The organism is Variovorax multivorans, assembly GCF_051216835.1.
Lineage (GTDB): Bacteria > Pseudomonadota > Gammaproteobacteria > Burkholderiales > Burkholderiaceae_C > Variovorax.
Genome location: NZ_JBPJZL010000005.1, coordinates 439129 through 460463 on the forward strand (window position 1 = coordinate 439129; position 21335 = coordinate 460463).

A 21335-nucleotide genomic window follows, 5' to 3' on the forward strand; every position below is an offset into this window, starting at 1 on the left:
TCAGACCGCGGCCGACAACAACGCATGCCGGAGCTCCCGGATGCGCCGCTCCTCGTAGTAACCGCCATATTCGGTGTACCGCAGGAAGGGCCTGGCGCACGCCTTGCACGCCCAGATCTCGCAGCGGTTGTACGGATGAAAACCCAATGCAATGGGCGCATCCGGCGACCAGTAGCTTGTACCCGACGGATGATGCTCGTCCAGCGTCGCGTCGCTCCCGTCGCCGAGCGGCTTGACCTTGCCCAGCCGCTGGAGCATCGATTCGTCCGCGATACCCGGAAACGCCTCCCAACCCGGGCAGACCAGTATGGCGCAGTGCGCGCACATGGGCGTAGCCTCGTAGGCGGCGGCAATTCTCCTGATGTCTTCGGCGTCGAGCGATGCAATGGTTGTGGTCATCAGTCCAATGATGCACCCGTGAGCTTCACGAGGCCAGCGTAGCGGTCGAGTTCGGATTTCCAGAACGCGGCAAAGCTTGCGGCATCGCCGGGTCGCACCTCGGCGCCGATGTCGGCAAGCCGCTTGCCCAGGTCACCCGTCCTGAAAGCCGTCTGCACTGCGGCGTTCAGCCGGTCGACCACCGCGCTCGGCGTGCCTGCGGGTGCGGCCAGGCCGTACCAGGCATTCATGTGCATGCCCTTGATCCCGAGTTCGTCGAAGGTCGGCACGCCCGGCAGCATGGAATGGCGCTTGTCAGAAGCCACGGCGATGGCGCGGATCTTTCCGCCCTTGATCTGCCCGTACGCGCCGGTGTCGAGCATGTAGTCGAGTTGCCCCGCCATCACATCGGTCAGTGCCGGCGAACTGCCCTTGTAGGGCACGTGAATCGCGTCGATGCGAGCCACCGACTTGAAGAGCTCGCCCGCCAGATGCGCCGAATTGCCCACGCCGCCCGAACCGTACGAAAGCGAGCCCGGCTTGGCCCTGGCAGCGCTCACGATGTCGGCGGGCGTCTTGTAGGGCGAAGCGGCCGCCACCACCATCACGCTCGGAATGACGGCCAGCGACGCGACCGGCGTGAAGTCCTTGATCGGGTCGAAGCCGGTGCGCTTGTAGAGGTAGGGATTGGCGGAGTTGGTCGAGCTCGTGGCCAGCAGCAGCGTGTAGCCATCGTGCGGCTGGCGAATGAACTGCTGCGTGCCGATGTTGCCGCCCGCGCCCGCGATGTTGTCGACGATGACGGATTGTCCCAGTTGCACGCGCAGTGCCTCGGCCACCGCGCGCCCCACGGAGTCGCTCGCACCGCCCGCGGGCCACGGCACGATGAGGCGGATTGGCTTCTGCGGGTAGGCCTGCGCAAAGGCTGCGGGCGCCGACAAGGTGGTGGCCAGCGCGACGGCGGATGCGCAGAGCCCGAGGAAGATTCGCTTGTGCTTGTTCATGGGTCTTGTCTCTTCTTGGATGTTTGTTGTTCAGGCCGCGACGCGGCCGCACTCAATGCAGGCCGAGCCGATGCAGCGTCTCGCCGAGGCCGAGCAGTTCCACGGTGGAGCTTCCGTTCGCAATCGCGCGGCGAAAGCCCGCTTCCTTTTCCTCGCGAGCCAGCGCGCTCGCCAGCACGCGGTCAACGGCATCGCTCTCGACCATCACCAGGCCGTCGCGGTCGCCGACCACGATGTCTCCCGGCCGGACCACCGCGTCACCGATGCACACGGGCACGTTGAGGCGCCCGGGCTGGTGCTTGCCGGTACCCTTGATCGACAGTCCGCGACAGAACACCGGAAAGCCCATCCGCACGATGGCCTCGGCATCGCGCACCGCGCCGTGGAGCACGAGCCCCGCCACGCCCCGTGCCATAGCTGCTTCGGTCAGCACGTCGCCCCAGGGGCCGGCCTCCATGAAGCCCTTGGCATCGACCACCAGCACGTCGCCCGGCTTCGCCTTGAGCAGCGCGTAGTGCAGCATGAGGTTGTCCGCGGGCCGCATGTCCACGGTGAGCGCCGGCCCCACGAGGCGGCTGGCCGGGTCGAGCGGCTTCAGGCCGCTGTCGAGCGCGCCGCAAGCGCCCTGCGCTTCGTACACGGTGGCGGCGCCCAGTTGGCGCAGGCTTTCAAGCGCTTCGTTCTGCAGTTGTTGTCTCATGGGTGCGGATGATCACCCGATGAACTCCTGAACGACAGTGCCGATTTCTGGAGATAACTTCAGATTTTCAGAGCTTCTTCGCGGCCTGCCGTACGGTCGCCAGCGTCGTGAGCATGGAGGCGACCAGCGGGCCTTCTTCGTCGACGCGTGTCACGGCCACAACCGTGGTGAGCGCCTTGAGCGCGGACAGCCTGACGAAGGCCACGTCGCTCTGCGCGCGCTGCGCCACCGAGGCGCCGACGACCGCATAGCCCAGCCCCGCCGCAACGAGCCCTAGCGCGGTGTGGATCTCGATGGCCTCGTGCCCCACGCGCGGTTGCATGCCCAACGCACGAAGCTGCCCGATGACGTGCTGTGCAAAGGAACTCTGCGGATCCTTCGGATAGCTGATGAGCGGCAGTCCCGAGAGTTCGGCCAGTGAGACCTTGCCTCGCTTCGCCGCACGATGCTCTGCAGGAAGCGCGATGACGAACGGGTCTTCGAAGAGCAGTTCATGCCGCAGGTCCGCAGGCGGCTCCTGCGGACCTGCGAAGCGCGACAGCCCGATGTGGATGCGCCCGCTGCGCAACTGCGCCGGCTGATGTTCGGACAGCAGTTCGACCAAGTCGAGCTTTACATCGGGGTGCCTCTGCCGGAAGGCGCGCACCGCATCCGTCAGAACGGAGTTGAGCAGCGAGCGTACGAAGCCGATGCCGAGCCAGCCGCTCTTTCCGCTGGCCACGTCGCGGGTCTCTTCTTCCAACCGCTGGCCGTTTGCCAGCAACTCGCGCGCCCGCGGCAGGAAGAACAGCCCCAGCGGGGTGAGCTTCATGGGCCTGGCGGTTCGATCGAACAGCATCCCTCCCAGCCCTTCCTCGAGCTGCGCGATCTGCATGCTGATGGCGGTGGGCGCAACGAACAGGCGCTCGGCGGCACGCGCGAGGGTGCCGCTGTCGGCCACCTCGCAGAAGTAGCGCAATTGACGGAAGTTCATGGCCGCGGATCGTGCCACGGGCGCGCGGCCCCGGGGATGGACGCAAACCCTTGCCGACGGACCTCAAAGGCTAAGACACCACCTGGTAGTACAGGTTCTGCGGGTGCTTCGCCTGCGCGAAGAAGAACCAGCGCTCGGCCAGCAGGCCCGGTGCCTGCACCAGTACGGCGAGCAACCACGGCAACACCGCGGCACTCGCAAGGCCCCAAACCAAAAGCAACGCCGGCAACACGAAGGCCAGCAGCAGAAACCCAAGCTTCATGTTCTTCAGCGCGGCCAGCGATGCACCATGAAAGAACTCGCGCGTGTTGAACGACCCGGCCGACATGCCCATCGACTTCTGAACCAGCTTCTGCGTGCGGATACCGGTGGCCGACTGCAGCGTCGACTTGTGGCGGATGCCCGCGTTGCGCCGTAGCGCCTGCACGCGCGCGGCCCACGCTGCCAGCGTGGCAACCAATGCACACGGCCCGAAGACCTGCACGAAGCGCGCCTCACCAGCCAGCGCCGCCATCGCACAGGCCAGCACCAGCCCCGACGACAACCCGATCAGCGTGAAGTTGACGATAGTCAGTGGATGCGCCCATTCCTCGATGAAGCGCAGGCAGGCATAGATCATCGCGGTGCAGTACCAGAGCGCGACCGCACCGCACAGCACCAACACGGGCAGCAGCCATGACCACGGCGCGCCGATACCCAGCCACAGCGACAGCCACCACAGCCCCACCAGCGCGATGAACGCAGGCAGGACGATCACCTCGCGCGACATCCACGAGGTGCGCCACATCAGCACCGCGCGCCACGCTCGGGTCTTGCGGCCCAGGTGCATGAACGATGCGGCAAGCCCGGCCGCGAGCAGCACTTCGGCACCGCCAAGCGCCAGTGTCAGGAAGCCGGGTGCCAATGCAAGGCCGAACAGCGCTGCAAGTGCGAGCGTGAAGACCAGCCCCTGAGCCGCGCCGGCCAGCGTGGTGAAGAAAAGAATGGAGAACGCGGGGTGCATCCGGCTACTCCCGCGCGTCCGTTGCCTGCGTGATGTGCCGCGGCAGGTATTGATTAGCCGGGCTGGTTTCCCACTCAGGCATCAACTGGTAGCCACCGCGCTCGCGAATGGCCTTCGACACTTCGGAGTCCGGGTCCTTCACATCGCCGAAGATCCGCGCACCCGTGGGGCAAGCCTTCACGCAGGCCGGCTTGCGGTCTTCTTTCGGCAGTTGCTCGTCGTAGATGCGGTCCACGCACAGCGTGCACTTGGTCATGACCTGGCGCTCTTCGTCGAGCTCGCGCGCGCCGTAGGGGCAGGCCCATGCGCAGTACTTGCAGCCGATGCATTTGTCGTAGTCGACCAGCACGATGCCGTCTTCCTTGCGCTTGTAGCTCGCGCCCGTGGGGCACACGGGCACGCAGGGCGGGTCTTCGCAGTGCAGGCAGCTCTTGGGGAAGTGGATGGTTTCAGTGACCGGGAAGGCACCGGCCTCGTAGGTCTGCACGCGGTTGAAGAAGGTGCCGGTGGGGTTGGCGGCATAGGGCCGCTCGTCGGCGAGCGGGCCTGCGCTGCCGGAGGTGTTCCATTGCTTGCACGAGGTGACGCAGGCATGGCAGCCGACGCAGACGTTGAGGTCGATGACGAGGGCGAGTTGCTTGGCGAGGGTTTCGCCCTGCTCCGCGCACACTGTGTTGCTCCCTCTCCCGCTTGCGGGAGAGGGTTGGGGTGAGGGTGCAGCGGCCTTCATGACGGCAAGGCTTCCAGTTCCAGCGCCGCCGCCCTCACCCCAGCCCTCTCCCGCTTGCGGGAGAGGGGGCAAGACCGGAGCCGACGCCATCAGGTCCTTCAACCACTGCATCATTTCTTCCCCCTCCCCGCAAAGTAAGTCAGCACGCTCGCCGCCTTGCCCAGCACCCCGGGCACTGCCGGCATGCTCGCGATCTGCGGATAGCTCTCTTCGGGTTCGCCAGGTTCGGCCGGCCGTATGCGCACGCGCACGTCGTACCAGCCGGCCTGCCCGGTGATCGGGTCGGAGTTGCTGATGGTCCCGCTCGCGGTGCCGGCGCAGGGAAGCTCCTCGCTGATCAGGTGGTTCAGCAGAAAGCCCTTGCGCGCCTCGTCCGCGCCCGGCGCCAATTGCCACGCCCCGTCCGCCTTGCCGATTGCGTTCCATGTCCACACCGTGCCTGGCTCCACCGCCTCGCTGTAGCGCAGCATGCAGCGCACCTTGCCCCAGCGGCTCTCAACCCAGCACCAGCCGCCATCGGCAATGTTCGCGGCCTGCGCAGTCAGCGGGTTCACGTGCAGGTAGTTGTGGCTGTGGATCTGTCGCAGCCATGCGTTCTGCGAGTCCCACGAGTGGTACATCGCCATAGGCCGCTGCGTGAGCGCATTGAGCGGGTACGCATCGAGATCGGTCGCAGCCTCCTCGAGCGGCGCATACCAGAACGGCAGCGGATCGAAGTATTTATCGATGCGCTCGCGCAGCGCATCGGGCGGCTGCCGCCCCGGGCTCTTGCCCTGTGCCGCGAGGCGAAAGCTCTGCAGCGTGTCGGAGTACAGCGCCAGCTGCACCGGATCGTTGCGCTGGCGCCAGCCCTTGTCTTTTGCAAAGTCGAGGTACTCCCGGTTCCAGTTGCGCATGTAGTGCATGGTCTCGGGCATGTGGTACTGGAACACGCAGTTGTTCTGCGCGTAGGCCTCCCACTGCTTCGGATTGGGCGCGCCGCGCAAATGCTCGGTGCCGTCCTTGCCGCGCCAGCCCATGAGAAAACCGATGCCCGGCTGCGGCTCGAAGTTGACGACAAAGTCAGGGTAGCCCGTGAACTTGCGCCCGCCTTCCGGCGTGGTGAAGGCCGGAAACTTCAGCCGCGAGGCCAGCTCGATCAGCACCTCCTGGAAGGGCTTGCACTCGCCCGTCGGTGGCACCACCGGCACGCGCACCGAATCCACCGGCCCGTCGAATTCGGAAATGGGCCGGTCGAGCATGCCCATCACGTCGTGTCGTTCGAGGTACGTGGTGTCGGGCAGCACCAGGTCGGCAAAGGCCACGGTCTCGCTCTGGAAGGCGTCGCACACCACGAGGAAGGGGATCATGTGCTCGCCCTTCTCGTCCTTGCGGTTGAGCATTTCGCGCACCGCCATCGTGTTCATGCTGGAGTTCCACGCCATGTTGGCCATGAAAATCAGCAGCGTGTCGATGCGGTACGGATCGCCCTTTGCCGCGTTGGTGATCACGTTGTGCATGAGTCCGTGCGCCGACAGCGGATGCTCCCACGAGAACGCATGATCGATGCGGATCGGCGAGCCGTCGGGGTTGATCGCCAGTTCATCGGGGCTGGCCGGAAAACCCAGTGGCGCGGCGTTGAGCGGCGTGTTCGGCTGGATCATCCCCGGGTCGTTGAAGGCCCGGTAGTTCGGCACGATGTGGCGCGGATACGGCGCCTTGTGCCTGAAGCCGCCGGGCGCGTCGATGGTGCCGAGCACGCTCATCAGCACCGCGAGCGCACGCACGGTCTGGAAGCCATTGGAGTGCGCCGCCAGCCCGCGCATCGCATGGAAGGCCACGGGGCGCGCCTGTGTGGTGGGGTGCTGCTTGCCCCATGCATCGGTCCACGGAATGGGCAGCTCGAAGGCCTGCTGCAGCGCCGTCTCGCCCATCTCGCGCGCCAGCTTGCGGATGCGCGCCGCGTCGATGCCGGTGATAGCCTGCGCCCACTCGGGAGTGCAGCTCGCCACGCGCTCGCGCAGCAGCTGGAAAGAAGGCGCGACGCACGTGCCGTCGGCCAGCGTGTAGTGGCCTTCGAGCGCCGGATCGCAGCCGTCGGCAATGCCTTCGGGGTATGCAGGCTTCACAGTGCCGCTGGCCTTGTCCCACACCAGCTTGTTGTGCGGGCTGCGGCCATCACCCGGAGGGCCGCGTTCAGGGTCGAAGGCAAACAGCCCTTCGCGCTCGCAGTTGTCGAGCACCACGAGCTGCGGTGCGTTGGTGAAGCGCTTGAGGAAGGCGTGGTCCACCAGCTCATTCGCTATCAGCTCATGCAGCAGCGCCATGAACAGTGCGCCATCGGTCCCCGGCTTGATCGGAATCCACTCATCGGCAATCGCCGAGTAGCCCGTGCGCACCGGATTGATCGAGATGAAGCGACCGCCAGCCCGCTTGAACTTGCTGATCGCGATCTTCATCGGGTTGCTGTGATGGTCCTCGGCCGTGCCGATCATCACGAACAGCCTGGCGCGCTCCAGGTCGGGGCCGCCGAATTCCCAGAAACTGCCGCCGATGGTGTAGATCATTCCCGCGGCCATGTTGACCGAGCAGAAGCCGCCGTGCGCCGCATAGTTGGGCGTGCCGAACTGCCGCGCGAACAGGCCGGTGAGCGCCTGCATCTGGTCGCGCCCGGTGAACAGCGCGAACTTCTTCGGATCGGTCGCGCGGATCTTGCCGAGCCGCTCGGTGAGCATGTCGAAGGCGCGCTCCCAGCTGATGGGCTCGAACTCGCCGGCTCCGCGCTCGCTGCCGGCCTTGCGCAGCAGCGGCTGCGTGATGCGCGCGGGCGACACCTGCTTCATGATTCCCGACGATCCCTTGGCGCAGATCACGCCCTGGTTCAGCGGATGGTTCGGGTTGCCGTCGATGTAGCGAACTTCGGGGCCCTTTTCACCTTCACGCAGGTGCACGCGAATGCCGCAGCGGCAGGCGCACATGTAGCAGGTGGTGGTCTTGACCGTGGTGTCGGCCGTGGGCGTGGGCGCGACCAGCGGGTCGTGCACCGGCTCGCGAGACAGGAAGCTGAACACTGGCGGTCCTTTGTTTTCAGGCGGGGTCCGTGCGATGTTATGCAGCCTCGATCAAACGAAAAAGCAGAGAATATCGCTCACCATGACCGGAAAAACAGATCAGCTCCAGAGCCCGGCCCCAAGCCAGCGCCTGCGCCTCAACCTGCGGCAGCTTGAAGTGTTCGTCGCCACCGCGCGAGAAGGCAGCACCCGCGCCGCCGCCGACCGCATCGCGCGTTCGCAATCGGCCGCGAGCAGCGCGCTGGCCGACCTGGAGTCCTCCGTGGGCGTTTTGCTCTTCGACCGGCTCGGACGCCGGCTGGTGCTCAACGAGAACGGCCGCGCGCTGTTGCCCAAGGCGCAGGCGCTGCTCGATCAGGCGGGCGAGGTCGAGGCGCTGTTCAGCGGCGAGCATGCGGCGCCGCTGCGCGTGGCGGCCAGCTTCACCATCGGCGAGTACCTGCTGCCCGAGAAGGTGTCGCAATGGACGCACCTGCATCCGCAGAGCCAAGTGCACCTGCACATCGCGAATACGCACGACGTGATCGAGGCGGTCGCGGGCTTCGACGTGGACGTTGGCTTCATCGAAGGCCCGCAGACGCACCCCGACCTCGTGGTGCGCGCCTGGCGCGAAGACGAGCTGGTGATCGTCGCCGCGCCTGGCCACGCGCTGGCGGGCCGCATCGCCACGCACAAGCAGCTCTCGCAAGCCACGTGGGTGCTGCGCGAGCACGGCTCGGGCACGCGGCAGGTAACAGACGCATGGCTGATCCAGAACCTCGAGCAGGTGCGCGTGGGCTTCGAGCTGGGCAGCACCGAAGCAATCAAGCGCGTGGTGGCCTCGGGCACCGGGCTGGCCTGCCTCTCTCGCTACACGGTGGCGCAGGCGCTGGAAGACGGCCACCTGATCGAGCTGCGTACGCGGTTGCCGGCGGGCATGCGGCGGCTGGCAACGGTGATGCACCGCGACAAGCTGCTGGGCCGCGCAACCGCGGACTTCCTGCGCCACTGCGGCGCCAGCGTGCCACGCGCTTCATCGGCGCGCTAGGAAGCCCTCAGCCAGCAGCGCGCAGCACGTTCGCCGTGTGGCGCGCAATGACCGCCTCTTCGTCAGTGCGCAGCACCCACGCGCTGACAGGGCTCTCGGCGGTGGTGAGCCGCGCGGCTCCGCTGCGGTTGGCTGCCGCGTCGACATTCACACCCAGCCATTCGCAGTCTTCGAGGATGCGTTCACGCAGCGGGGCCGCGTTCTCGCCGATGCCGCCGGTGAACACGATGGCATCGACACCGCGCAGCGCAGCCGCGAGGCTGCCCATGTGCTGCACCACCTGCTCAGCGAAGTGCCCGATGGCCTCGGCCGCGGCAGGCTCGGCAGAAGCCTCCAGTGCACGCATGTCGCTCGACACGCCCGAGATGCCGAGCAGGCCCGATTCGCGGAACAGCAGCGCCTCGACCCGGTCGGCCGACATGCCGTGCGAACGCATCAGGTACAGCACGACGGCCGCATCGATGTGGCCGCAGCGCGTGCCCATCGTCAACCCGTCGAGCGGCGAGAAAGTCATGGTCGTCGCGACCGATCGGCCCTGTGCAATGCCGCACATCGACGCACCATTGCCCAGGTGCGCGACGATCACGCGCCGCTGTGCCAGCTCGGGCGCGATGCCCGCGAACTGCGCGACGATCGATTCATAGGAAAGGCCGTGAAAGCCGTAGCGCCGCACGCCGGCGTCATGCAGCGCGCGCGGCAACGCGAAGCGGCGGTTGACCTCTGGCTGCACCGCATGAAAGGCCGTGTCGAAGCACGCGACCTGCGGTACGCCTTCGAACGCCGCCATTGCAGCGCGCACGCCCGCAAGGTTGTGCGGCTGGTGCAACGGCGCCAGTGGCTCGAGCTTGGCGAGCGCATCGAGCACCGAAGCATCGACACGCACCGGCGCCACGAAGTCCGCGCCGCCATGCACGATGCGATGCCCGACCACCGCGATGCGCCGGCCATCGGCCTGCTGCGCATGCCATTCGAGCAAGGCCGCCAGCGCGCCTTGATGCGAAGCCTGCGCGCCATCGAGCGCCGCATCGTGCAGCGTCTGCCCGTGGGCATCGCGCACACGCAGCCGAGCTTTCAGGCCCGCGCCAAGCCCATCCGCCTGCCCCGACCAACGCGCTGCGGGCAACGATGCATCGCCGTCACCAGTCGCATCGAACAATGCAACCTTGATCGACGACGACCCCGCGTTCAGCGTCAGCAGCGAGTCGGTCATGGAATGGCTCAGACGTAGTCCTTGTACTTGTCGAGGAAGCGCACCGGCTTCGACAGCGCGTCGCGGCGGAAGGGGTCTCCCAGCTCGCGCGTGCACATGATCTCTATCACGCAGGTCTTGCCTTCGTTCATCTGCATGTCGATGGCCTTCTTCAGCGCCGGGCCCACGTCTTCGAGCTTGTCGACCACGATGCCCTCGGCGCCCATGGCCTTGGCGATGCCCGCGAAGCTTTCGCTTTCGAGTTCGCCGGCCACGAAGCGGCGATTGTAGAAGTCGACCTGGTTCTTCTTCTCCGCACCCCACTGCCGGTTGTGGAAGACCACGGCCGTCACCGGAATGTCGTGCCGCACGGCCGTCATGATTTCCACCATGCTCATGCCCCAGGCACCGTCACCGGCATAGGCCACGGCCGGGCGATCAGGCGCCGCGCACTTGGCGCCGATCATGGTCGGCAGCGAGTAGCCGCAGTTGCCGAAGCTCATCGGCGCGAAGAAGCTGCGCGGCTCCTCGAAGCGCAGGTAGCTGTTGGCAATGGCGTTGATGTTGCCGATGTCGGTGGAGACCATCACGCGCGGCGGCATGGCTTTTTCGAGTTCGCGCAGTACCTGGCGCGGGTGCAGGTAGCTGCCGCCGGTGGGTGTCTTCTCGCCCTTGGCTTCCTCGATGGCATCGAGGCTGAACTGGTCGCGCTCGTGGGTCCACTCGTCGAGCTCTTTTTCCCATGCGGCTTTCTCGGCCTTGATCTTCGCGGCGCGATCGGCCTTGGTGGCGTCGCAGGCCAGCGTCTTACCTTGCAGGCGCTTGAGCAGTTCCTTCGCCGTGGCCTTGGCGTCGCCGTGGATGCCCACGGTGATCTTCTTCACGAGGCCGAGGTTGGTGTGATCGGCTTCTACCTGGATGATCTTCGCGTCCTTCGGCCAGTAGTCCATGCCGTGCTGCGGCAGTGTGCCGAAGGGGCCCATGCGCGAGCCGAGTGCGAGCACCACGTCGGCCTGCGCGATGAGCTTCATCGCGGCCTTGGAGCCTTGGTAGCCCAACGGGCCCGCTGCCAGCGGGTGGCTCGCGGGGAAGGAGTCGTTGCGCAGGTAGCCGTTGGCCACCGGCGCGCCGAGGCGCTCGGCGAGTGCCTTGCACTCTTCCACCGCATCGCCCATGACCACGCCGCCGCCCGAGAGAATCACCGGAAACTTCGCCGAAGCCAGCAGCTCGACGGCGGCATTCAGGCTGTTCTCGCCGCCCGCGCCGCGCTCCACGCGCATCGGCTTCGGGATCTCGGTGGTGATCTCACCATAGAAGTAGTCGCGCGGAATGTTCAGCTGCGTCGGGCCCATCTCTGAGATGGCACGGTCGAAGCAGCGCGCCGTGTACTCGGCCATGCGCTTGGGGTTGTTCACGTGGCCCTGGTACTTGGTGAACTCCTGGAACATCGGCAGCTGGTTGGCCTCCTGGAAACCGCCGAGGCCCATGCCCATGGTGCCGGTCTCGGGCGTGATCATCACGACCGGGCTGTGTGCCCAGTAGGCGGCCGCGATGGCCGTCACGCAATTGCTGATGCCGGGGCCGTTCTGGCCGATCACGAGGCCATGGCGGCCCGACACGCGCGCATAGCCGTCGGCCATATGGGCGCCGCCCTGCTCATGCACCACCGGAATCAGGCGGATGCCGGCGGGCGCGAAGATGTCCATCGCGTCCATGAAGGCCGAGCCCATGATGCCGAAGATGTCGGTCACGCCGTTGGCGACCATGGTCTCGACGAAGGCCTCGGAGGGCGTCATCTTCTGCACGCCGGTGACGGCTTCGCGTGTGGGTGCTGCGGGTTGCTTCTGGCTCATGGAAGGCGTCTCCTGAAGGAAAGTGGGCAGTGGTTGCGAGTCAAAAGTCGGAACTTCTCGTTCCGGATTTCATTCCGGCGGAATATAGGTCGGCATCGCCGCGTCGTCAAATAATTTACAAAAATCGGAACGTATTGTCTTGTTTTTCGTAAAAAGAATATGATCCGGCCCCATGAAGATCGTCAAAGGCCTCTCACCGGAAGCGCAGGAGCCGGCGGGCGACACGCCCACCATGCGCCTGTTCGCGCTGCTCGAAGCCATGGCCGCGAAAGACCAGCGCTACTCGCTGCAGGGCCTGGTGGAAGAAACCGGCCTGCCCAAGCCCACGCTGCACCGCATGCTCCAGCAGCTCGAAGGCGCAGGACTGCTGCAGCGCGAAGGCGATGGCCGCCACTACGGCATCGGCACACGGCTGCGGCGACTTGCCGAAAACCTGCTGCTCAACGACAGCCTGCACGGTGCGCGCCATACGGTGCTGCGCCAGCTGGTGGAAGAGATCGGCGAGAGCTGCAACCTCACGGCCCTTTCGGGCAGCGAGGTCGTGTACCTCGACCGCGTGGAAACCGCCGCGCCGTTGCGCTTCTACCTGCACTCGGGTTCGCGCGTGCCGGTGCACTGCTCGGCCAGCGGCAAGATCTTCTTGTCGCAGATGAGCGCGGCGCAGCGCCGCCGGCTGCTATCGAACGCGCCGCTCGAACCGTACACACCCAGAACGCTGACCGACCCCGAGGCGCTGGAGAAGGAAGTACAGCGCGTGCGCAAGGACGGCTACGCCATCGACCATGAAGAGTTCCTGCCGGGCCTGCTATGCATCGCCACGCTGGTGCCTTCGGGCGACGACGCGCCTTCCAACCTGTGCATCGCGGTGCAGGCGCCAGTGATGCGGCTCGACGCCGCCAAGGCGAAGACGCTGCTGCCCGCACTTCAACGCGCCGCACAGGCGCTGAGCCGCATCGATGCCGACGCAGCCTCCGATCGCGCGCAGGCCTGAAGAACCCCACATTCCCCGAAAGCCGCCATGACCGATACCGCCGACCTTCGACCCGACAGGATGCTCAGCGTGCGCGATGTGTTCGGCATCGACACCGACCTGCAGGTGCCCGCCTTCAGCGAACGCGACGACCACGTACCCGAGGTCGACGCGGTCTACCGCTTCAACCCCGACGTGACGCTCGCCATCCTCGCGGGCTTCACACGTGACCGGCGCGTGATGGTGCAGGGCCTGCACGGCACCGGCAAGTCGACGCACATCGAGCAGGTGGCGGCGCGGCTGAACTGGCCCTGCGTGCGACTCAACCTCGACGGCCACATCAGCCGGCTCGACCTCGTCGGCAAAGATGCGGTGGTGCTGCGCGAAGGAAAGCAGGTCACCGAGTTTCAGGAAGGCATCGTGCCGTGGTCGCTGCAGCGGCCCGTGGCGCTGGTCTTCGACGAGTACGACGCGGGACGGCCCGACGTGATGTTCGTCATCCAGCGCATCCTGGAGCGCGACGGCAAGTTCACGCTGATGGACCAGAACAAGGTGCTGCGGCCGCACCCCTTCTTTCGCCTGTTCGCCACCGCCAACACGGTGGGGCTGGGCAACCTCAACGGCCTGTACCACGGCGCGCAGCGGCTCAACCATGCGCAGATCGACCGCTGGAACATCGTGGCCTCGCTCAACTACCTGCCTGCGGCCGAAGAGATCGCCATCGTGCAGGCGCGCGTGCCATCGTTGGCCGACGAGGCCGGCACCAAGCTGGTCGCGTCGATGGTGGCCGTGGCCGACCTCACGCGCAAGGGCTTCGCGGCGGGTGACCTGTCGACACTGATGTCACCCCGCACCGTGATCACCTGGGCCGAGAACATCGAGATCTTCAAGGATCCGGCGCTGGCGTTTCGCCTGTCCTTCGTCAACAAATGCGACGACGCCGAGCGCCCCCTGGTCGCCGAATACTTCCAGCGCTGCTTCGACCGCGAACTGAAGGAGTCGCACCAGCTCTCCGCAGGCCCGCGCGAATGAGTGCCGAACCCGCGAGCGCGATGCAGCGCCGCGTGCGGCAAGAAGAACAGGTCGCGGAGCTTTGTGCGGGCGTGGTGCGCGCCTTCAGCGGAGAGCGCGACCTGCACTTTCGTGGTCGGCGGTTGCATCGTGGCCGCATGGCGCTGCCGTGGTTTGCGCCGCATCTGCATCCCTCGCCCGACACCGACGACTTCGCTTCGTTCCGTGGCGTGGCCGACGGGCTCGCGCTGCGGCTCACCGAATCGGACGCCGCGCTGCACGAAAGCCTGCGCCCTGAAGAGCCAGTCGAACGCATGCTGTTCGAAATGCTCGAGCAGTTCCGCGTCGAAGCAATGGCGCCCGAAGTCATGGCCGGCATGCGCCACAACCTACGGCACCGCCACGAACAGTGGTCGCTCGCCTTCCATCACTCGGGCCTGACCGATACCGCGCGCGGCCTGTTGCTGTACGCCGTGGCGCAGATCTGCCGCGCCCGCGTCAGCGGCCAGCAGGTGGTGGAAGAAACAGAAGACATGCTCGAAGCCACGCGCTTCGCATTGGCGCCCTTGATAGGCCACGCGCTGGCAGGCTTGCGCAAGGACCGTGCCGACCAGGCCGCCTACGCCGTGCACGCCTGCGCCATCGCGCGCACCGTCGCCGCGATGCTGCACGAAGCCGATGAAGAAGGCAGCAGCGCCGCGCGCGACCCGCATGTGGACGACAAGCGCAGCGTGTTCAGCCTCGTGGCCGACATGGACCAGGAGATCGTCGAGCGCTTCACCACCGCCGAGTCGGGCCGCAGTGCGGTGCTCGACGATGCGGGCGGCGCGTATCGCGTCTTCTCCAACGCCTACGACCGCGAGCACGACGCCGCCACGCTCGCACGCAAGGAAGTGCTCGCCGACCACCGCGAAAAGCTCGACCGCCGCATCGCCGCGCAGGGCGTGAACATCGCTCGCCTCGCGCGTGAGTTGCGCGCCCTGCTGGCCGAGCCCGAGCGCGATGGCTGGGACGGCACCCAGGAAGAAGGCCTGATCGATGGCCGCCGCCTCGCGCAGCTCGTGGCCTCGCCCACCGAGCGCCGCCTGTTCCGCACCGAGCGCATGGAGCCCGTGGCCGATTGCATCGTCACCTTTCTCATCGACTGTTCGGGCTCGATGAAGGAGCATGCCGAATCGGTCGCGATGATGGCCGACGTGTTCGCGCGTGCGCTCGAACAGGCCGGCGTGACCAGCGAGGTGCTGGGCTTCACCACCGGCGCGTGGAACGGCGGACGCCCGCAGCGCGAATGGGTGCGCGCCGGCCGGCCGCCGCATCCGGGCCGGCTCAACGAGCGCTGCCACCTCGTCTTCAAGGCTGCGGCCACGCCATGGCGGCGCGCGCGTCCCGCAATGGCGGCTCTGCTGAAAGCCGACCTGTTCCGCGAAGGCATCGAAGGCGAAGCCATCGACTGGGCCTGCATGCGGCTGCGCCAGCGCAGCGAGGGGCGCAAGCTGCTGCTCGTGATCTCCGACGGCTCGCCGATGGACAGCGCCACGCATCTGGCCAACGACGCGCACTACCTCGACCACCACCTGCGCGACGTGGTCGCACGCCAGGAGCAGCGCGGCGACATCGCCATTGCCGGCATCGGCGTGGGCCTCGACCTGAGCCCCTACTACAGCCGCAGCCACGTGCTCGACCTGGCCACCTCCAGCGGCAACACCATCTTTCGCGAGGTGATCGAGCTCATGGCCGGACGCCACCGCCGCTGAGGCGTTTAGAACTACATCCAAGTCCCCGATTGACAAAGGGCACCCGGGGTTCTTACATTGCGTTTCACATCCGAGAACGCAGTTCCAATATTTGGAACATCGGATGTGCCACAGAAAGCCTCATGGACTCCACGCTTGCCAAGGGCCTCGCCGCCATCGAATGGATGGTGCGCCAGCAGCGCGACTGCCGCGTCACCGAACTGGCCCAGGCCTTCGGCATGGCGCGCAGCAACGCGCACCGCACGCTGCAGACGCTGGTCGAATGCGGCTGGGCCGTGCAAGACCCAGACACAAGCGCCTACCGGCCAAGCCTGCGGCTGTTCGAGCTGGGGGCCATGGTGTCCGACGCATCGGACATCGGCGCGCTGCTGCGACCCCACCTCGCGCTGCTGGCGCAGGCCACGGGCGAAACCATCCACCTCGCGGTGCTGGACGACGCCGAGATCGTCTACCTCGACAAGTTCGACAGCCCACTGCCCGTGGCTGCCTACTCGCGCATCGGCGGCCGGGCGGCGGCGTACTGCGTGGCTTCGGGCAAGGCGCTGCTCGCGGCGGCCGCGCTCGACGTGCCGGCGCTGCAAGAGCGCCTGGGCACGCTGGTGGCACACACAAAGAACAGCATCACCGACTTCGACGCTCTCTTCTCCGAACTGGAACGCTCGCGCGCCCGCGGCTATGCCGAGAACCGCGAGGAATGGCGCATCGGCGTCTGCGGCCTCGGCGTGCCCGTGCTCAATGCGCGCGGCGAGGCCGTGGCGGCCGTCGGCATGAGCGTGCCCTCGATCCGCTTTGCGCGCACACAGGCGCGCGGGCTGGCCGACCACCTGATGGCCTGCGCGCGCGACGCCAGCGTCACGCTGGGCTATCGCCTGAACGCCGCACCGGCCGCCCCGTTGCCGCCGACGCCCATCACAAAGAGAAGGAGATCCGAATGAGTTTGTTCTTCGCCCCCTGGCTACGCGCCGGCCTGCTGGCTCTGGCCGCCCTGTCGTCGCCCTTCGCCGCGCAGGCGCAGAACGGCAGCGACTACCCGACGAAGCCGATCCGCCTGATCGTGCCCTACCCGCCCGGCGGCGGCACCGACGTGATCGCGCGCATCGTGCAGGAGCGCTTTCAAACGCTGCTGGGCCAGCCGGTGCTGATCGACAACCGCGGCGGCGCGGCCGGCTCCATCGGCACCGAGGTGGTTGCCAAGTCGGCGCCCGACGGCTACACGGTGCTGTTCACGCTGTCGTCGCACACCATCAACCCGGCCATCTACGCCAAGCTGAGCTTTGACACCGCGAAAGACTTCGCGCCGGTCGGAATGGTCGCCTCGCTGCCGCAGATTCTGGTGGCCAACACGCAGTTCGCGCCCAACACCGTGGCCGAACTCATTGCGCTGGCCAAGGCCAAGCCCGACAGCATCGCCTTCGCCTCTGTGGGCAACGGCTCGCCCGGGCACCTGGCGGGCGAGCTGCTGAAGCTGCGCACCGGCACGCACATGACGCATATCCCCTACCGTGGCGGCGGCCCTGCCGTAACCGACGTGATGGGCGGGCAGGTGCCGCTGCTGTGGGTGTCGATTCCGGCGGCCGCGCAGTTCGTGAAGGCAGGCAAGCTCAAGGCGCTCGCGGTGTCCACCACCAAGCGCAGCGCGGCCTTCCCCGACGTGCCGACGATGCAGGAAGCCGGTGTGCCCGACTTCGACGTGGACTCGTGGTACGCCGTGTTCGTGCCCGCGAAGACGCCGCAGCCTGCCATCGACAAGCTCAACCGCGTGATCAACACCGTGGTGAAGGAACCGGACATCCGCGACAAGCTGCTCGCACAAGGCAGCGAAGGCGTCGGCGGTACGCCCGAGCAACTCGGCAAGGTCGTCACCACCGAACTCGTGCGCTGGCAAAAGCTCGCCAAGGAAGCCAGCATCAAAGTCGACTGATCGACACGGACAACCCCATGGAAAACGCAGCCCCCTCCTCCCCCATCGCCGAACTCGTGGCGCGCGCCCGCGCCGCGCAGCGCATCTACGAAACCTGGTCGCAAGCGCAGGTCGACACCGCCGTGGTCGCGGCCGGCTGGGCCATCATCGAGCCGGCGCGTAACCGCGAGCTGGCCGAACTGGCCGTGGCCGACACCGGCGTGGGCAACGTCGAGGACAAGGTGCGCAAGAACCACCGCAAGACCTTCGGCCTGCTGCGCGACCTGCATGGCGCGCGCTCGGTCGGCGTGATTGCCGAAGACCCGGCGCGCGGCATCGTCGAAATTGCGCGGCCCGTGGGCGTGGTGTGCGCCGTCACGCCTTCGACCAACCCGGGCGCCACGCCGGCCAACAAGATCATCAATGCGCTCAAGGGGCGCAACGCGGTCATCGTCGCGCCCTCGCCCAAGGGCTGGTCCACGGCTGCGCGGCTCATCGAATTCATCCACCAGCAGTTCGATCGCATCGGCGCGCCGCGCGACCTGGTGCAGCTGCTGCCCTCGCCGGTCAACAAGCAATCGACCGCCGAGCTGATGCGCCTGTGCGACCTGGTGGTGGCCACCGGCTCGCAGGCCAACGTGCGCGCGGCCTATGCGAGCGGCACGCCGGCCTTCGGCGTGGGCGCTGGCAACGTGGCGGGCATCGTCGACGAAACGGCGGACATCGCGGCCGCTGCCGACCGCATCGTGCGTTCGAAGACCTTCGACAACGCGACCAGTTGCTCGTCGGAAAACAGCCTCGTCATCGTCGATGCGGTGCGCGCGCAGACGCTCGCTGCGCTGAAGGATCGCGGTGCCGTCATGCTCGCCGACGCGCAGAAGGCCACGCTGCAGGCGCTGATGTGGCCCGAAGGCAAGCTGTCGCCCGCCGTCATCGGCCAGTCGGCACGCACCATCGCCGAGCGCGCGGCGGCTATCGACGGCGCCAACCGCGCCGCCTGGCTGGCAATTGCCGATGCCGATCCGCGCATCCTCATGGTGGCCGAAGATGGCGTGGGCCACGACCATCCGTTCTCCGGCGAGAAGCTGAGCCCGGTACTCGCGGTGTATGCGGCGCGCGACTTCGCGCATGCCATGGCCACCGTCGAGCGCATCTACGCATACGAAGGCGCCGGCCATTCGGTGGGCCTGCACAGCACAGTGCCCGAACGCGCGCTCACGCTGGGCCTCACGCTGCCGGTGTCGCGCGTGATCGTCGACCAGGCGCACTGCATCGCCACCGGCGGCAGCTTCGACAACGGCCTGCCGTTCTCGCTGTCGATGGGTTGCGGCACCTGGGGCAAGAACAACTTCTCGGACAACATGAACTACCGCCACTACCTGAACATCACGCGCGTGTCGCGGCCGATTCCGGAGAAGGTGCCGAGCGAGGAAGAAATCTTCGGCGCCTTCTTCGCCGCGCACGGCGCGCAGTAAGCATGACAGCGGCTGCAACAACGGTTCATGCGCTGATCGAGCAACAGGCGCGGCAGCAGCCGCACGCGGTGTATGCGCGCGCCACCGAAACCGAACGCCACCTGGACTACGGCGACCTCGCGACCGGTTGCCGCCGCGTGGCGGCCGTGCTGCGTGGCCATGGCATGCAGCCGGGCGACACCGTGTCCGTCGTCATGCCCAACGGCCTGCAGACCTTGCGCCTGCTGCTGGGCGCGATGCATGGTGGCTTCTGCGTGAACCCCGTCAACCTGCTGTCGCAGCCGGAGCAGATACGCTATGTGCTCTCGCACTCCGACTGCCGCGTGGTCTGCGTTGCGCCCGAGTGGGAAGAGCGCGTGCGCGGCATCGTTGAAGGCTTCGACCGACCCGTGACACTGGTCGTGGTCGACCCCGAAGGCGATGCATTGCTCGACGAGGAAGAACCGGCCGTCGACACACCGCCGCCCTCGCCCGATGCCGTCGCGCTGTTGATGTACACATCCGGCACCACGGGCATGCCCAAGGGCGTGATGCTCACGCAGCGCAACCTCGCGGCCAACGCGCACGCCATCAGCGTCGAGCATGCGCTGCGGCCCTCCGACCGTGTGCTCGCTGTGCTGCCGCTGTATCACATCAACGCCTTCGCCGTGACCATGCTCGCGCCGCTCGCGCATGGCGGCAGCCTTGCGATGCCGCCGAAGTTCTCGGCCGGCCGCTTCTGGGAACAGGCCACGCAAACGCAGTGCAGCTGGATCAACGTGGTGCCCACCATGATCTCGTACCTGCTCGAAGGCCCGAAGCCACCGCTTGCACAGACGCTGGCCATCCGCTTCTGTCGCTCGGCCTCGGCTGCGCTGCCGCCCGAGCACCTGCGTGCCTTCGAGCGGATGTTCGGCATCGGCATCGTCGAGACCATGGGCCTCACCGAGACGGCGGCGCCTTCGTTCTCCAACCCCATGGACCCGGCCGCTCGCAAGCTCGGCTCGGTGGGGCGCGCGTCAGGCTGCATGGCCGGCGTGGTCGATGACCGGCTCGCAGCCGTGCCCACCGGCGTGACCGGCGAGATCGTGATCCGCGGGCCCAACGTGATGCTCGGCTACTACAAGAACGAGGAAGCCACCCGCGCGAGCTTCACGCCCGACGGCTGGCTGCGCACCGGCGACCTCGGCCACCGCGACGAAGACGGCTTCTTCTTCGTCACCGGCCGCATCAAGGAGCTGATCATCAAGGGCGGCGAGAACATCGCGCCGCGCGAAATCGACGAAGCCCTGCTGCGGCACCCCGCCGTACTCGAAGCCGCAGCCGTGGGTGTGCCCGACCGCCACTACGGACAGGAGATCGGCGTGTGCATCGTGCTGCGCGAAGGCTGCGCCTGCACCGAAGACGAGCTGCGCGAGTTCAGTGCCACCGCGCTCGGCCGCTACAAGACGCCCGGCCACTACCGCTTCGTGCAAGACCTGCCACGCGGCCCTTCCGGAAAGGTGCAGCGCCTGAAGCTGTTGCCGCTGTTCGAGGCATGACGGCGGCTGAACTGCTGGTGCCGCCGCTGGCGCCGGTAACGCTGGTCTACAGCTTGTGCGTGGTGTTCGCGGCGGGCATCGTGCGCGGCTTCGCGGGCTTCGGCTTCTCGGCCATCACCGTGGCGGGCATGTCGCTGGTGGTGTCGCCCGCGCTGGTCGTGCCCGCGATCTTCATGCTCGAAATCCTGGCAAGCCTGAGCCAGCTGCGCGGCATCGCGCGCGACGTCGACATGCCATGGCTCAGCTGGCTGATGCTGGGCAACCTGATCTGCATTCCCATCGGCGTGGCGCTGCTTGCATGGCTGCCTGAGACACCACTGCGCCTGTTGATCGGCGCGCTGCTGATGGCGGCCGCGCTGCTGCTGCGGGGCGGCGCGCACGTCACGCTGGTGCCCACGCGCGGTGTGCGGCTCGCGGCCGGGCTGGCCTCTGGCTTCATCAACGGCGTGGCGGCCATCGGAGGCATCGCTATCGCCGTGCTGCTCAGCACCGCGAAGATGGCACCGGCCGCGCTGCGCGCCACGCTGATTGCGCTGCTGCTGTTCAGCGACGTGGTGTCGCTGATCTGCGCGGCGCTGATGCCTTCTTCAACCCATGCGTCCGGCAACCTGCTGGGGCCGGACACGCTCAAGTGGGCGCTGTGGCTCGCGCCGGCGATGCTCGCGGGCATCTGGTACGGGCAGCGCTCCTTCAAGGGCGTGTCGCCGGAGCAGTTCAGGAGGCATGTGCTGAACTTGCTGATTGCGCTGGCGGCGGTGAGTGTGGTGCGTGCGGTGGTCAGCCTGGTCGGGTGAGCCA

Annotated in this window: 18 protein-coding genes; 9 read left to right on the forward strand and 9 right to left on the reverse strand. The window is 67.1% G+C overall.

Annotation, left to right across the window (positions count from 1 at the left end):
* From ACSFCA_RS15430 to ACSFCA_RS15460, 7 genes are all read right to left on the reverse strand, one after another.
* Window positions 1-399, reverse strand: a complete 399-nt coding sequence (locus tag ACSFCA_RS15430; protein WP_435460068.1) for a hypothetical protein — start codon at window positions 397-399, stop codon at window positions 1-3.
* Complete coding sequence (locus ACSFCA_RS15435; protein ID WP_435460069.1) at window positions 399-1382, reverse strand: Bug family tripartite tricarboxylate transporter substrate binding protein; 984 nt, start codon at window positions 1380-1382, stop codon at window positions 399-401. Before ACSFCA_RS15435 ends, ACSFCA_RS15430 begins: the two co-directional genes overlap by 1 nt.
* A gap of 52 nt (window positions 1383-1434) precedes the next feature.
* A complete protein-coding gene (locus tag ACSFCA_RS15440; RefSeq protein WP_258353741.1) occupies window positions 1435-2082 on the reverse strand; it encodes a 4-carboxy-4-hydroxy-2-oxoadipate aldolase/oxaloacetate decarboxylase in 648 nt (215 codons plus the stop codon).
* Between the two features lie 67 nt (window positions 2083-2149).
* Entirely contained in the window at window positions 2150-3055 is a 906-nt protein-coding gene (locus ACSFCA_RS15445) for a LysR family transcriptional regulator (RefSeq protein WP_435460070.1), read from the reverse strand.
* 70 nt (window positions 3056-3125) lie between these two features.
* Window positions 3126-4058 (reverse strand): dimethyl sulfoxide reductase anchor subunit family protein, encoded by a 933-nt coding sequence (locus tag ACSFCA_RS15450; protein ID WP_435460071.1) that lies wholly within the window; start codon window positions 4056-4058, stop codon window positions 3126-3128.
* A gap of 4 nt (window positions 4059-4062) precedes the next feature.
* The gene (locus ACSFCA_RS15455) at window positions 4063-4902 is read right to left on the reverse strand and encodes a 4Fe-4S dicluster domain-containing protein (protein ID WP_435460072.1); all 840 of its coding nucleotides are present in this window, start codon (window positions 4900-4902) and stop codon (window positions 4063-4065) included.
* Complete coding sequence (locus tag ACSFCA_RS15460) at window positions 4899-7838, reverse strand: molybdopterin oxidoreductase family protein (RefSeq protein WP_435460073.1); 2940 nt, start codon at window positions 7836-7838, stop codon at window positions 4899-4901. Before ACSFCA_RS15460 ends, ACSFCA_RS15455 begins: the two co-directional genes overlap by 4 nt.
* A gap of 82 nt (window positions 7839-7920) precedes the next feature.
* Here ACSFCA_RS15460 and ACSFCA_RS15465 point away from each other — a divergent pair, with 82 nt between their 5' ends.
* Window positions 7921-8865, forward strand: coding sequence for a LysR family transcriptional regulator (locus tag ACSFCA_RS15465; protein WP_435460074.1), 945 nt, complete (start codon window positions 7921-7923; stop codon window positions 8863-8865).
* A 7-nt stretch (window positions 8866-8872) separates the two neighbouring features.
* On the opposite strand, the gene ACSFCA_RS15470 is transcribed toward ACSFCA_RS15465, so the two are convergent.
* Entirely contained in the window at window positions 8873-10075 is a 1203-nt protein-coding gene (locus ACSFCA_RS15470; RefSeq protein WP_435460075.1) for an acetate/propionate family kinase, read from the reverse strand.
* A gap of 8 nt (window positions 10076-10083) precedes the next feature.
* Entirely contained in the window at window positions 10084-11907 is a 1824-nt protein-coding gene (gene xsc / locus ACSFCA_RS15475; protein WP_258353735.1) for a sulfoacetaldehyde acetyltransferase, read from the reverse strand.
* A 172-nt stretch (window positions 11908-12079) separates the two neighbouring features.
* Between xsc and ACSFCA_RS15480 the strand changes: the two genes are divergently transcribed.
* From ACSFCA_RS15480 to ACSFCA_RS15515, 8 genes are all read left to right on the forward strand, one after another.
* Window positions 12080-12898, forward strand: coding sequence for an IclR family transcriptional regulator (locus tag ACSFCA_RS15480; RefSeq protein WP_435460076.1), 819 nt, complete (start codon window positions 12080-12082; stop codon window positions 12896-12898).
* 27 nt (window positions 12899-12925) lie between these two features.
* Window positions 12926-13909 carry an AAA family ATPase gene (locus tag ACSFCA_RS15485; RefSeq protein ID WP_435460077.1) on the forward strand — a complete coding sequence of 328 codons (984 nt, stop codon included), beginning with the start codon at window positions 12926-12928 and terminating at the stop codon, window positions 13907-13909.
* A complete protein-coding gene (locus ACSFCA_RS15490) occupies window positions 13906-15642 on the forward strand; it encodes a cobaltochelatase CobT-related protein (protein WP_435460078.1) in 1737 nt (578 codons plus the stop codon). The genes ACSFCA_RS15485 and ACSFCA_RS15490 overlap by 4 nt, the downstream gene beginning before the upstream one ends.
* 122 nt (window positions 15643-15764) lie before the next feature.
* Window positions 15765-16577: an IclR family transcriptional regulator gene (locus ACSFCA_RS15495; RefSeq protein WP_258353732.1), complete on the forward strand. Its 813-nt coding sequence runs from the start codon at window positions 15765-15767 to the stop codon at window positions 16575-16577.
* Window positions 16574-17563, forward strand: coding sequence for a tripartite tricarboxylate transporter substrate binding protein (locus ACSFCA_RS15500; protein WP_435460079.1), 990 nt, complete (start codon window positions 16574-16576; stop codon window positions 17561-17563). Before ACSFCA_RS15495 ends, ACSFCA_RS15500 begins: the two co-directional genes overlap by 4 nt.
* 17 nt (window positions 17564-17580) lie before the next feature.
* Window positions 17581-19017, forward strand: a complete 1437-nt coding sequence (sauS, locus tag ACSFCA_RS15505; RefSeq protein ID WP_435460080.1) for an acylating sulfoacetaldehyde dehydrogenase — start codon at window positions 17581-17583, stop codon at window positions 19015-19017.
* Window positions 19018-19019: 2 nt separating this feature from the next.
* On the forward strand, window positions 19020-20537 hold the full coding sequence (locus tag ACSFCA_RS15510; protein WP_435460081.1) for an AMP-binding protein: 1518 nt from the start codon (window positions 19020-19022) through the stop codon (window positions 20535-20537).
* The gene (locus tag ACSFCA_RS15515) at window positions 20534-21331 is read left to right on the forward strand and encodes a sulfite exporter TauE/SafE family protein (RefSeq protein WP_435460082.1); all 798 of its coding nucleotides are present in this window, start codon (window positions 20534-20536) and stop codon (window positions 21329-21331) included. The genes ACSFCA_RS15510 and ACSFCA_RS15515 overlap by 4 nt, the downstream gene beginning before the upstream one ends.
* Window positions 21332-21335 lie beyond the last annotated feature (4 nt).